Annotated in this window: 18 protein-coding genes; 3 read left to right on the top strand and 15 right to left on the bottom strand. The window is 34.7% G+C overall.

The window, feature by feature from the left end:
* Positions 1–3 precede the first annotated feature (3 nt).
* The 3 genes from GM661_RS14000 to GM661_RS14010 all read left to right on the top strand — a co-directional run bounded on the left by GM661_RS14000 (position 4) and on the right by GM661_RS14010 (position 1,109).
* On the top strand, positions 4–315 hold the full coding sequence (locus tag GM661_RS14000; protein WP_125991272.1) for a YtrH family sporulation protein: 312 nt from the start codon (positions 4–6) through the stop codon (positions 313–315).
* 1 nt (position 316) lies between these two features.
* Entirely contained in the window at positions 317–805 is a 489-nt protein-coding gene (locus GM661_RS14005) for a hypothetical protein (RefSeq protein WP_230867393.1), read from the top strand.
* Positions 806–887: 82 nt separating this feature from the next.
* Positions 888–1,109 (top strand): NifU family protein, encoded by a 222-nt coding sequence (locus tag GM661_RS14010; protein WP_230867394.1) that lies wholly within the window; start codon positions 888–890, stop codon positions 1,107–1,109.
* A gap of 22 nt (positions 1,110–1,131) precedes the next feature.
* Here GM661_RS14010 and GM661_RS14015 read toward each other — a convergent pair whose 3' ends face one another.
* From GM661_RS14015 to GM661_RS14085, 15 genes are all read right to left on the bottom strand, one after another.
* Positions 1,132–1,494, bottom strand: a complete 363-nt coding sequence (locus GM661_RS14015; RefSeq protein WP_125991275.1) for a YlbF family regulator — start codon at positions 1,492–1,494, stop codon at positions 1,132–1,134.
* An 11-nt stretch (positions 1,495–1,505) separates the two neighbouring features.
* On the bottom strand, positions 1,506–1,985 hold the full coding sequence (locus GM661_RS14020) for a metallophosphoesterase family protein (RefSeq protein WP_230867395.1): 480 nt from the start codon (positions 1,983–1,985) through the stop codon (positions 1,506–1,508).
* A gap of 25 nt (positions 1,986–2,010) precedes the next feature.
* Positions 2,011–3,153, bottom strand: a complete 1,143-nt coding sequence (locus GM661_RS14025; RefSeq protein ID WP_230867396.1) for a DUF362 domain-containing protein — start codon at positions 3,151–3,153, stop codon at positions 2,011–2,013.
* A 76-nt stretch (positions 3,154–3,229) separates the two neighbouring features.
* Entirely contained in the window at positions 3,230–4,672 is a 1,443-nt protein-coding gene (ypeB, locus tag GM661_RS14030; protein WP_230867397.1) for a germination protein YpeB, read from the bottom strand.
* Complete coding sequence (gene sleB / locus GM661_RS14035) at positions 4,621–5,325, bottom strand: spore cortex-lytic enzyme (protein ID WP_230867398.1); 705 nt, start codon at positions 5,323–5,325, stop codon at positions 4,621–4,623. Before sleB ends, ypeB begins: the two co-directional genes overlap by 52 nt.
* A gap of 170 nt (positions 5,326–5,495) precedes the next feature.
* A complete protein-coding gene (locus tag GM661_RS14040; RefSeq protein ID WP_230867399.1) occupies positions 5,496–5,963 on the bottom strand; it encodes a DUF523 domain-containing protein in 468 nt (155 codons plus the stop codon).
* Entirely contained in the window at positions 5,963–6,220 is a 258-nt protein-coding gene (locus GM661_RS14045; protein WP_125991281.1) for an FmdB family zinc ribbon protein, read from the bottom strand. Before GM661_RS14045 ends, GM661_RS14040 begins: the two co-directional genes overlap by 1 nt.
* A gap of 114 nt (positions 6,221–6,334) precedes the next feature.
* Entirely contained in the window at positions 6,335–6,619 is a 285-nt protein-coding gene (locus GM661_RS14050; RefSeq protein WP_230867400.1) for a hypothetical protein, read from the bottom strand.
* A gap of 47 nt (positions 6,620–6,666) precedes the next feature.
* Complete coding sequence (gene rlmD / locus GM661_RS14055; protein ID WP_230867401.1) at positions 6,667–8,046, bottom strand: 23S rRNA (uracil(1939)-C(5))-methyltransferase RlmD; 1,380 nt, start codon at positions 8,044–8,046, stop codon at positions 6,667–6,669.
* 216 nt (positions 8,047–8,262) lie between these two features.
* Positions 8,263–9,153, bottom strand: a complete 891-nt coding sequence (locus GM661_RS14060) for an RNA polymerase sigma factor (protein WP_230867402.1) — start codon at positions 9,151–9,153, stop codon at positions 8,263–8,265.
* A 100-nt stretch (positions 9,154–9,253) separates the two neighbouring features.
* Positions 9,254–9,526 carry a hypothetical protein gene (locus tag GM661_RS14065; protein ID WP_230867403.1) on the bottom strand — a complete coding sequence of 91 codons (273 nt, stop codon included), beginning with the start codon at positions 9,524–9,526 and terminating at the stop codon, positions 9,254–9,256.
* A gap of 260 nt (positions 9,527–9,786) precedes the next feature.
* Complete coding sequence (locus GM661_RS14070) at positions 9,787–10,554, bottom strand: RNA polymerase sigma factor (RefSeq protein ID WP_230867404.1); 768 nt, start codon at positions 10,552–10,554, stop codon at positions 9,787–9,789.
* A 24-nt stretch (positions 10,555–10,578) separates the two neighbouring features.
* Positions 10,579–11,148 (bottom strand): flavodoxin family protein, encoded by a 570-nt coding sequence (locus GM661_RS14075; protein ID WP_230867405.1) that lies wholly within the window; start codon positions 11,146–11,148, stop codon positions 10,579–10,581.
* 223 nt (positions 11,149–11,371) lie between these two features.
* On the bottom strand, positions 11,372–12,196 hold the full coding sequence (locus GM661_RS14080; RefSeq protein WP_230867406.1) for an SDR family oxidoreductase: 825 nt from the start codon (positions 12,194–12,196) through the stop codon (positions 11,372–11,374).
* Positions 12,197–12,224: 28 nt separating this feature from the next.
* Entirely contained in the window at positions 12,225–12,998 is a 774-nt protein-coding gene (locus GM661_RS14085; protein WP_230867407.1) for an SDR family NAD(P)-dependent oxidoreductase, read from the bottom strand.
* Positions 12,999–13,095: the final 97 nt, after the last annotated feature.

The following is a 13,095-nucleotide window of genomic DNA, read 5'->3' on the forward strand; positions in this document are numbered from 1 at the left end:
TAAATGAACCGTGTCATACCTGTTTTTTTTATTGCCCTTGGAGTAGTCTTAGGGGGGTCTTTTATCGGCAGTATTGGTGGGTTAATTATCAATCAATCCCCCCTCAAAATAATGGTCGATATAGCTGATGACCTTAAACTATACGCCATCATAAGTGCTATCGGTGGTACATTTGCCAATCTCCGTTTATTGGAAGGAGTCATCTTTCAAGGACAGTTAAGCATTATTGTTGAACAATTCTTTATACTCTTAAGCGCCTTTTTGGGGGGGCAGCTGGGTTACTGGATAATAATAGTCTTCTGTGGGGGCAAGTAATTTGCTTAACTCTTTTCTAGTCTTTACAAAAAAAGAATTTATCTATATAATCGTTATCTTCTTACTGGGTATTATTACAGGAGCAACCTTTTTAAACCTATATTCCGGCCGGATAATCGACCAGCTTATCCTGGAAAGAAACGAATTGACAGTTAAAAACAGAGAACAGTCAGAACAAATCAAACAATTAGAAGAAAAATTCAACAGGTTTAGAAAAACATTTATCAATAAGATTAATATTGAACTGGATGCTGATGTCAATAAACATACCCAGCAGGCCATCAAAACAAAGATAAGTGATCTGCTGGCTGGTTTAATGGGGAAAGAAATCGAAGAAATAGACCCCCTGCTACTTAAAGATGTAATTCACCAGCGTTTCATAATTATTGAAGATAAAACCTACCAGTTAGAACTACTCTATATGGTTATCAGTGACCAGCTAAGCTTTTATATAAAGGTCGGTCCACCAAAGGTAGAAGAAAAAGAATAAATTCCAGCTTATAGATTGCTTTATTTTTACTAATAATAATGTTATAATAAGTTAAAGAAAAGTTCAATAGGGGGTGTAAAATATGCAAGAAGAAGTAGTAAAAATTCTTGATAAAATAAAACCAGGTCTTCAGGCTGATGGTGGTGATGTAGAGCTAGTTGAAGTTACTGAAGATGGTGTTGTTAAAGTCAAACTACTTGGTGCCTGCCAGGGATGTCCCATGTCTACCCTGACTGTTAAAAATGGGATTGAACGTACCCTCAAAGAACACGTACCAGGGGTAAAAGAAGTTCAACAGGTATAAGGAATAAATAAAAAGCACCCCATCAATCAGTAGGGTGCTTTTCTTCATCCTGAGGTAATCCTATCTCCAGGTCACCAAATAATATTTCCTGTACATCATTAAGTAAGATTGTTACCCTGTATTCAGCCTCCATATACTTCTTGATGACATTATTAAGATTAACTATCTCCTGGAGATTAGTCAGTCTTTTTTTATCATCCTCATCGATCTCCTGACCAGAAAATTGCTTGGCCTGTAGTTTATATTGCTCTTTTTTAAAATCAAGTAACATCTCTTTAGTCTTCTCATCTGTCATCACCTGTTTTCTTGCCTCTAGATAAGCCTTATACTCATCAGATTTCTTCAACATTTTAGCCAGACGGTGGCTGAGGTCATATACAGCCATTATTATCCCTCCTAATAATAAATAATCTCTCTTTCAATCCTGTCGTGCAGAGTAATAATCCCGATAGAATGTTTCGCCTGAAGTCGCCGGTCAGTTGCTGATCCTGGATTAAAATAAAGCTGTCCATTTATTACTTCATTACAGGGTCGATGTGTATGACCAAAGATTATTATATCGGCCTTAGGAAAAACATAAGCTATCCGTTCCATAATATGTCCCTTAAGGTTATGCCCGTGGGTAACACCAATCTGATAACCATTAAGTTCAATCCTTAATCTCTCTGGCAGTCCACGGCATAATTCAGGTGGGTCAACATTACCATAAACTGCCTTAACAGGGGCTAATACTGCTAAATCATCCAACACTTCCTGTGATGTAATATCCCCAGCATGTATAATTAAATCAATATCTCTAAACTTATCAAATACTATATCCGGTATCTTTTTTGCTTTAGACGGGATATGAGTATCTGAAATTACCCCAATTTTCATTTTTTCACCCCATGACCAGTTTCTACTATAGTCTAAATAATAAGTTGCCCAATAACGGGCGTTTTATCTCTACTGCCTGGTACTTACATAACTCCTGACAGCAAAAACACCTAATACAATTTTCAAGATCAACCTCGGGTCCTTTTTCTTTCATAGTAATTACATCCGCTGGACAGTTTCGACAACAATCAGCACAGTTAGTACATTTCTCATGATGAAAAACTGGCCGTGGCCTTAAAAGAGGAGAAAGCCAGTTGCTGATATTCTTAGGTAATCTCCTATCAATCAAATTAGAACTTTTTTCGATAGCAGGTATTTTTACATCCCTTAATACCCCGAGTTTATCACCAGCAAGCTCTATATCAGCAATCGAAGAGGACAGTCCTCTTTCATGTGCAGCCTGAATAGTCGGCAGATCTGTTAAAGGGTCTATCCCCAGTAAATATGCAGCAGCAGTATCTACTGCAAAAGGGGATAAACCAGCTATTATATACCCAAATTTTCGCGGATCACCAGCTGAAGGTCCCTCACCTTCCATACCTATAATCGCATCCATAATTGTCAAATCAGGTTTAAGACAGAGAGCAAGGTCAATTAACATGCCCGCAAAAAGATCAATCCGCGGCATTTTTAAATGATATTCTGCCTTTAATAAACCTGGTATAGCCCCAAAAAGGTTTTTAACTGCTCCAGTCATCATAGCCATACCATGTGTCTTTAATTTGGGGAGGTTAATTACAAAATCAGCCTTTGTATAATATTTAGCAATAATAAATGACCTTTTATATTTACCTCCTGTAAAGGATATATTTTCCTGGGCTAAATCATAATTTAACTCGATCCCCTCTTCATCAGCCAACTCATAGAGACCTGTTTGCTGATAGATTTTTTTTAATAAACCAGCAGTGAAGGGCCCGCCAGGACTGTCCCCAATTATTACTTCTGCCCCCAGCTCGCGTACAAGACGTGCCAGCGCTTTAACAAATATAGGATTGGTAGTAACAGCAGCCTCAGGAGGTTTATCTGTCAGAAGGTTTACCTTGAGCAAGACAGACTTACCAGGTTTAATATAATCTGCCACCTTATATTTAGCAAAGATTGCCCTGAGCTGTTTTATTATTGCTTCAAAATTATAATCCTTACATTGACTAATACTTACCGTTTCCATAATTCCCCCACAACAACTTTTTAAGATAATTATATCACATTAAAGTGCTATAAAAAAGGGTTATCGGTACTAAAAACTAAAGTGCAAAGGTTCCTTTTTCACCCATAATCACTTTTAGTATCTGTTCTTCTTCACCTGTTTGGGCATTTACATATATTAGATATGTCTCCCCTCCAATAGTTCCTCTAACCTCATAAGTTAAGGTTTCCTTTAAACTCGCCTGTGGAATAAGCGCTAATCTAATATTCTCAATTTGCTCCAGGGTTTTACTGGCCCTTTCCCTGGCATCATTTTCACCTATCTCGGCTTCCTCAAGGTCACGGGAATGATGTGACATCAAATAACTTAACGCTTCAACTGCCAGTATTTGTCCGTTATCCAGTGCTACCTGCACATTAATAATATCTGGATAGATTATAATACCTTTTTCTTTATAGGCAAAAGAAATATAGGCAATATTATCCTTTATCTCTGAATAAGTTGATTCCATATTGGGGTAATTGTTTATAGCAAGAAAATCGCCTGCCTTATCAACTGCTTCACTCTGTGAAATACTGGATTTATCAACCTCCCGATTATTTAACATTGTAACCAGGTGGCCACCTTTTTTGGATATATCTATTGAATATGTGCCCTCATCTCCAGCATCAATCTGGAAATTATATGAAGGTATTTTACTATTTATAGTTGTACCCTGTGAGATACTCTCCTCATTAGAAATATTAACTACTTTAGCAGCCCTTTGCCGGGCATCATCCCTGCTTATCTCTTCACCTTTCAAATCCTGCGGTTTTCTATTTACAATATGGTCAGAAAAAGGTCCGTCATAGATTAGTACAGGCATATTGTCCATCTCATCTGTAATACTATCCAAACTATCATTGACATTATCTGGCAGGTTATTATCTCCATTATCGAGACTATTTTTGGCACTCTTTACTAATTCCACCCAGTTAACATTTCCTGCAAAAACCTGGTTTTCAACATTATGTAGATTATCTGCCACCTTAATAGCCTGCTGACGGAGTTGTTCTAGTTGTTTGCGATTTCCATCTGTCAATGCTTTACCCTCAGCATTCTGACGAGCTGCAGCATGACAATAATCACCTGTCTGACTCAAAAATTTAGCAGTTTGATACACCGTTTGGGCAGCCAGAGGCAGTTTGTTTAGTTCTGCTTGTGCTGTATTGGCATGACTCCAGACATCTGTTAAAAGCATAATGTTTTGTCGTTCAGAGGTGGATACCAAGCTCTTACCCAGTAATACCTGTAATTGTTCTACATGCTCAACCAGCTCATAAAAAGCCTGCTGGTATTTATTCCCCATATATACCTCAAGTTGTTCCTTTTCACGATACTGGTTATAGCCCCAGTAACCTGTTACACCAACAACCAGAAGACCAACCAGTAAAGGTATAACCCAAGATCTTTTAATTTTTAAAACCCCCTTATTTACTTTTTTTAATACTAACGGGCAAAGACATGACTGCCTATCCTCCTTACAATCTGTCGTGACCATATCCATTGATTAACAGGTTTAGAAGGATTCCAGAAAAAGAGTGAACCGTGTGTTGGGTCCCATCCATTAATTGCTGACCTGGCCGCCCTGATATTATCATTATTTGGTGCTAAATTAAATTGACCATTGGCTACTGATTCAAAAGCCAGTGGTTGGTAAATAACTCCACTTATAGTATTAGGAAATGAAGGACTATCAACCCTATTTAGTAAAATAGCAGCTACTGCCACCTGTCCCTCATATGGTTCACCCCTGGCCTCAGCGTGAACTAACCTGGCAATCATCTCAACATTATTACTCCTACTCACTCCAGCACTTCCTGATACCCTGGTTGTTCGGTCTCTACCACCGCCCTCATAGCCCAGTGCTGCCCAGGTTTCTGCCCCAACTACTCCATCAACCCTTAATCTGTTTTTACGCTGAAAATTGACTACTGCACGGTATGTTTCACTACCAAAGGTACCATCAATACTACCTGAATAATAACCCCAGTTCCGAAGTTTCCTCTGTAATACAATCACCCCTGAGCCTCTACTCCCCCAGCTAACTGTCGGTTGAGCAGCCTGGCTCTTAGAGATATAAAATACTGCAAGGAATATAACGATTAAACCCACAGAAATAACAACACATATTGTGGATAGCCGTTTTGACATATATCTTATAACCCCCTTTATCTGTTTTTAATAGCTTACCTCAAGCAGGCTATATTTTATTCTAAAATTTTAAAATATACTCTGGTTAAATAAACCAAAAACCGGGGAAACCCCGGTTTAATAGTATTTTAAATTATAAAATGCCAGGCTAATAATCTCAGCTGGCATTTCTATTTCATTAAACCTATAATTTTATCAATTTCTTCCTCTGTATAAACTGCTATACCTTTACCCTTTAAAAAAGCTGCCGTAACACCAGAGCCCTTTTTCAATTTTCCATCAAATTTCCCGGAATAAATCTTATTGACCCCACATGAAGGGCTTCTGGATTTTAAAACAGCAAATTCTACCTCAGTAAAATCAATCCCGGCCAAAGCCTTCTGGCAGCCCCTGATAAAACTATCAGTTACATCCTCCCCCTTTTTATTAAGGACCTGCGCCTTTTTCTGCAAAACATCACAGCCATCACCTTTAATAATCTCTGCTGGGGGACGTGGTGTATTTAATCCAGCCTCTACCTCCGGACATAGCAAAGAAATATCCTTATCTTTCAATAATTTAATTAATTTCAAATCCTTTTGATTACCACCATCATAGCGGCAGTTCTTACCCATTAAACAAGCACTGACCAGTATCATTAAGATACCTTTTCTTGTTTAGCACCACTGTTCTCTGTCTTTTCTTCCTTATTATTTTCAGTTTTAGTAGTACTATTATCACTACTTTTATTATCTGTCACATAAAAACCAGAACCCTTAAAGATAATACCTGGTGAACCAATAATCCTTTTTACAGTACCATCACACTTAGGACAGGTCTCCAGTGGTTCCTCTGTAATTTTTTGAAATTCTTCAAACCGTCCGCAATTTTCACACTCATAGAGATAAGTTGGCATAGTAAATCATCCTTTCTTTAGAAAATATTTTATTAACATATACTTAGATATTTAATTGATATTTTACCCTACTCTATATTTTATATCAATTTTTAAAAGACTGTCAAGTACTTATCACTCATTGTCTTCCCTCTTTTCAGTCTGTAAATGACCCCAGTAATTATACCCCTGTATAAATAGAAATAAAAACAATAAGACCCACTCCCTAACTACAATAAAAAAACCACTACCAATAACAGTACTCAATACTATAGCAAATATATTATAATTACTGCCTTTCTTTAACCTAATAATCTGCCAGGGCAGGAGGCCCAACCCCACAAAAACACCAGTCTCCACCTTATAGATTAACCCTGCTATACCGATAAAAACAAAAAAAATAGATAGAAAAAAACTCATAGTATCCCCTCCACAAAAAACTTTCTATGCTATAACTTCTATTTATCTCATAAAATACCTTCTTTTAGCTGCAAAGATACCACTGTTTCCACATGATAAGTCTGAGGAAACATGTCTACCGGCTGGATAGCTTTTATCTCATAATTTTCCTTCATCCTAGCCAGATCTCTACTCAGGGTTGCAGGATTACAGGAAACATAAATAATCCTGGCAGGTTGTATTTTATTGATAACCTTAATCACTCTTTCATCAAGGCCTTTTCTGGGAGGGTCAAAAACCACCAGATCAGGCTTTAAGCCGTCTTTGACCAGTCTGGGGAGTATTTCTTCTACCCTGCCGGTTATGAATTGACAGTTATCAATATTATTTAAACGGGCATTTTCTCTGGCATCCTCAATGGCCATTACTACCACTTCAATTCCAATTATTTTTTTGGCACCATCAGCCAGGTATAATGCGATACTCCCAATACCACAGTAAGCATCAAGGACTGTTTCCTTACCGGCCAAATTAGCGTATTTTTTAACAATGTCATATAACTTCCTGGTTTGTAGTGTATTTACCTGAAAAAAAGAAAATGGTGAGATTTTGAATCGTACATTCCCAATAAAGTCTAGATAATAATCCTGACCTGCCAGTATAATATTTTTACCGCCCATAATTACATTGGTTTTTTCCCGGTTAATATTCTGGATTACTCCCACCAGTTCCGGAATTTGCTGTAATAGCTTGCTGGCAATCTCTTTGCCATCCTTAAACGTCTTCCTACTGGTTACAATTGTTAAAAGTGCCTGGTTGGTACAGACTCCTGTTCTAATCACCAAATGCCTTAATAAACCACGGTGAGTCCTTTCATTGTAGACACTCATTTCATAATCATTTAACACAGCAAGTGTTCTGGCAACAATCCTGTTTATCAGGGGATGCTGAATTATACAACTTTCATTTACAACCACATTATGGCTGCCCTTTTTATAAAAACCTGTTGCAATTTTTTTGTCTTCAGTTTTAGTCAGTGGAAATTGGGCTTTATTGCGATAATTAAAAGGATAGTCTACTCCAATAGGCTCATTGACTTTTATATTTTCAAAGCCACCGATTCTTTTTAATAAATCAATAACCATTTGTTTTTTATGTAATAATTGTTCTTGATAATCTACATGCTGCAGCTGACATCCTCCACAGCCATCAGCCACAGAGCATACTGGTTCAGTCCTGGTCTCAACAGGTTGTAAAACTTTCAATAACTCACCCCTGGCATAGTTTTTCTTTTTAACAGTAATTCTTATTTTAACCCGCTCTCCAGGAATCCCGCCAGGAACAAAAACAGCTAATCCATCAGCAAAATGCCCGACACACTCACCACCATGAGCAAGATTATCAAGCTCTATTTCAACAATATCACCTTTTTTTAATTCAGTAGTCATCTTATCACCTCATTATACCCTCTGTTGAAAATATATCTTTATATTATCGTAATGTCAAGTTTTCTACTATAAAATCTAAGTATAAACCTGTGTCTAAGTATTTTTTAATTATAATTAATGATAATAACCATGTTCACTTATTTTTAATTAATCCTATTTTATCTTTTAAATTTAATATTTACCTTTCTTTTCTTGTTCTATTCTCCTTGATATTTTTCATTTAGATTTTAGACCTCCCCAGGCTGTTTCTATTGTCTTAATCTTTTCATTTAATAATCTAATATAATCCGGCGAATCCCAAAAAGGCTGTTCTTTAAATAAAAGATGAAAACTCATGCTTAATGTATCATCAACCTTACTAGAATGTTGAGAAGCAAAATCTTTTACTATCTTTATATATCCAGTTTCAAATTGTAAATTATCAGGATTAACATAACCTGCCTCTATAGCAGCTTGAGTTTTACGAATACATTTACAACTGCCATGTTTATTTAACAAACTGCATCTCTCATCTATATAAGACCTCAATTGTTTTCTTGCTCTTGATAATATCTTTCGGAAATTTTCAGGACTAATTTCCATAATTTCTCCACCTATTTTTGAGCTTGTTGAAAAAACCGACCCCAGGATAAAAACTAGTCTTTGTTTTCTATCCAGACAAAGAATCATACCCATAAGACAACGAACTTTTGTCTCTTCAACCAATACCTTCTGCTCTATATTCCTAATATAAGAATCATCCAGTCTCATATCAGGGGAATGTTTCAGTAAATTTCTATGTTCCTCAAAAGACGAAAAAAGGTATTCCTGCTTTTTCCTATTCATATTAAATACATGATTTGCCACAATACGATACAGCCAGGTACGAAAGCTGCTCTTGCCATTGAATGTAGAGAGTCTAGTTAATATTTTAATCAAAATCTCCTGTGTAGTATCTTCAGCATCATGAATACTTCCTGTCATACGCAAAGAAATATTGTAAATCCAGGACTGATGTTTTAAGACCAGTTCTTCCAGCGCCTCTAATTTACCTTGTTTTGCCAATTCTACAAGTATTTTGTCATTTGTATCATTACTATAATTATTACTAAAAATATTTTCTGCCATAAAATTACACCCCTTTGCACTGACAGTATAACTGCTTAAGTTTATCACAAAATAAGGAGAGGCAATCGGTTCCAATTAAACCTCTCCTGTTGCAATTATTTTATATCTTATTCATTAACATCTTCATTGATTCTTCAGGTAATACAACTGGTGAAATCTCATAAATTTCTTCATAATATTCTTTAAATGGAGCAAATTTTTCCTCAAAAATCTCACTGTCTTCTACTTCCCAGATACTAATCCCAACAGCAGGGTCATCTTTTAAACAATGTGTCATCTGAATATTACTTTTATCAAGCTCTCCTGTCTCAAGTTTTTTACCTAATTCCACAATTTTCTTTTCATCAATTCTTACTTTAGCTAAAAATAACATAAAGACCTCCTTTTCTTTTCGATATTTTTGTTTTTAAAGAACTATTAATACTATCGTCTTTTTTAAATTCTTCAAATCATTGACTATACCGGCATTGTTCCATTAGGAACAGTTTGTTTTGTATTTTTTACATAGATAACCCTCCTTTTTTAGTATCTTAATTACCACTTCATTACTTTAGATACTAAACTCAGAGATTTATTTCACTTTTTTTGAAAAAATTTTTAATCTATCTTCTTCCAGCATATTTTTAATCTTTTTTATAAACTCATTAGTAGGTTTTTTTCTAAATCTTTATATAAATAGATTATCTTTTTTAGACCCATAAGTTCATTTTCAATTCTTTCAAGACTAAGATCAGGAATCCCATCAACCTTATCAGGAGAAGACTCTTCTATCCAACCCCGTTTTAAAGAAAACTCTATTAAATTCTCACACTTACAGAAATTATTACTATTATAAAGGAAACAATTTCTACAAAGGAATGACTTTATGTTTTTTTTGGATCTATGAATTAAAATTCTGGTAGCATTTTCAGATTTATCAAGTATTTGTGCTAGATATTTTATCTCAACATCAAAGAGTACATTTAATATAAAGACTGCTCTTTGATAAAAAGAAAGACACTTTAATAAACCTATAAGGCATCCTTCTTTTATCTGATTAATGTAAAACTTCTTTTCAATAGCAGAAAATGATTTTGCCGCTTTCTCTGACTGTTCCTTATAAATTATTTTTTCTAGAGAACTAAATGAACTTCTTTTTTTATCCTGAAGATGTTTTAGACACAGATTTTTAGTAATTCGATATACCCAGGTATAAAGGCTACTATTACCTTTAAAGCCCTTAATATTACAATATACTTGAACTATAGTATCCTGTGTAATATCTTCAGCATCTTCCCTGTTTCCTAACATTTTATATGCTAGATTGTAAATCTCACTGCTATAATTATCACAAAAAAACAAATAAGCTTCTTTATCTCCCTCTTTCAACTTATTAACAAGCATATTTTGAGAAAACGGCATCACAGTTAAAATCCCCCTTTATATTTAATCATGTAATAATGCTTTTACCATTTTATCTGCATTTTCTTGGGCCCTTTCTTCAAAATCAGGTGCTGCACTAAATGGAATAATATATTTCCCTACTATATTAGTTTTTAGCACACCTGCAAAATTCCTGTAAAATATTTCTTGGACCAAATCTGCATTATCATCAGAATTATCAGCACAAGTAATCAAAAGTAAAGTTCGTTTCCCTTTAATTACTGATGACATATTTGGAGTAGCAAAATCTGTTACCAGACAAAGATGTCTATCAAGTAAAGGTTTTATCTGTGCTGTAAAATCAAAACCATATATTGGTGATGCATATATAACAGCATCTGCAGCAACTATCTTTTTCAGAATCAATAGTACATCATCATTTTGAACACAATTTGGTTTATCTTCTTTTGTTTGACAGAAGTAGCAGCCTTGACATCCATTCATTTCATAATCTACCACATGAATTCTTTCTACAATACCCCCTTTTGAGACAATCTTCTCTTCAAACAGGTCAAGGGCTTTTGCTGTCTTCCCTTTTTTCTTTGGACTTCCCAGAATTGTTATCACTTTCATTGTAATTTCCCCTTTCCTTAAATAATTACCTCTCTATATTATTAGACACATCAGAAAAAGGGTTGTGACAATACTATTAGGATTTTCTTTAGTTTTAACTCTAAATTAATGCTACCATAGAACAATTAATAATCACTTAATATATAATTATATCTTCAAAAAGTTATTAAATTAAGATACTAAAGTGTTGTTTGCAGGTATTATTTTATGTTTTAAATTATCATTAATTACTTTTTTGAACTAACCCAAATCTTCTATATACAATCTTTTTGAATATGTTAAACGGTAATACTTTCTTAAATAGATAAGAAGGCTTAACCCCATTTCCAGCTAAATATCTTAATTTATTTTTTCCATCACTTACCGCTTTATATATATCTTTAGCAATCACCTCAGGTCTTTCACCATTAGCTAAATATTCTTTCATTTTTGACATTACATTATTATTAAAATAACTATATTCTACTAAATCTGGATCCTTAAAAAACCTGGTCGATGATAAAAAGTTCGATTTAACAGCAGATAATAAGACAAGCTTTATTTTTACATTGATTGCACTTAACTCATACATCAAAGATTCTGAAATGCCTTCTATAGCAAATTTTGTAGAATTATATATACTATTTAAAGGCGCTCCAACAACACCCGACTGAGAACTAATATTAATAATAGTCCCATCCTTTTTGCTGCGGAAGTATGGCAAAATAGCCCACATAACGTTCATTACACCGAATACATTAACCTCAAATTGATCTTTGGCCTCTTCCTTGTTAGCTGCTTCAAAAAGCCCTTTTGTTCCATAACCAGCATTATTTACTACTACATCAATTCCTTCAAAATAACGTATAGTTTCTTCAATAGCTGTCTCAATTGAATCCTTATCTGTTACATCCAGTTTGAAACATTTAACATTTTCTAAATTATTAAGTTCATTTTCTTTTTCTGGAGAACGCATTGTAGCTGCTACATTCCACCCCTTTTTTTGAAATAATTTTGCTGTTTCTTTTCCAATCCCTGATGATGAACCCGTAATTAAAACTGTTTTCAATTCTTTCTCCCCTTTCGTTAACTATAAACTACTTTTTATTCATAATATATTTTCCTATACTTAATAGAAGGCTTCGCGGTGTAAATCGATAAGAGATAGCCATCAACTTGTTACTAAAACCAGGCACAACCACCCTTTTCCCTTTCATTAAAGCTTTATACCCAATCATAGCTACCTTCCTTGAATCCATCATTCGAGAGAACAATCTTGTATTAGTCATTTGGGCCTTTTTAGCAAACTCAGATTTAGTAGGTCCAGGACATAGTGTGGTTACTGTTATTCCTGATCCTTCCAGATCTTTCTTAATTCCCTCCGAAAAATGTAAAACAAAGGCTTTTGAAGCACAATAAATTGAATTAAGTGGCACAGGCATAAATGCACCTGTAGATGCTAAATTTAAGATTCTCCCTTTACCCTTTTCTTTCATCTGATTTACTGCCAGTTTAGTTAAACAAACCAGTGAGTTAACATTAACCTGCATCATCTTCATTTCTTTATCAAGGTCAGTTTCTAAAAAATTGCCATAAACCTGAGTGCCGGCACTATTAACTAAAATATCAATATTTATATTCTCCTTTCTTAATTCTTCAAATATTTCCTCCGAAGATGTTAACATAGATAAATCTTTGGGAATTACTTTAACCTCAGCCTTATATTTTTTTCCTAACTCTTTTGCTAAACTCTTCAGTTTCTCTTCCCTACGTGCTACTAAAACCAGATTATAGCCTTTTTCTGCAAATATTCTGGCAAAATCCATTCCTATTCCACTTGAAGCACCTGTAACAAGTACCATTTCTTTCATTCGTATTTTCTCCCTTCAAAAGATATATAATATATTTAGTTTAATTAATTAACTTTATAATAATATTTTTATATTTTAATTTTTACTTAATATAATA

The sequence above is a fragment of the Iocasia fonsfrigidae genome (assembly GCF_017751145.1).
GTDB classification, from domain to species: Bacteria; Bacillota; Halanaerobiia; order Halanaerobiales; family DTU029; genus Iocasia; species Iocasia fonsfrigidae.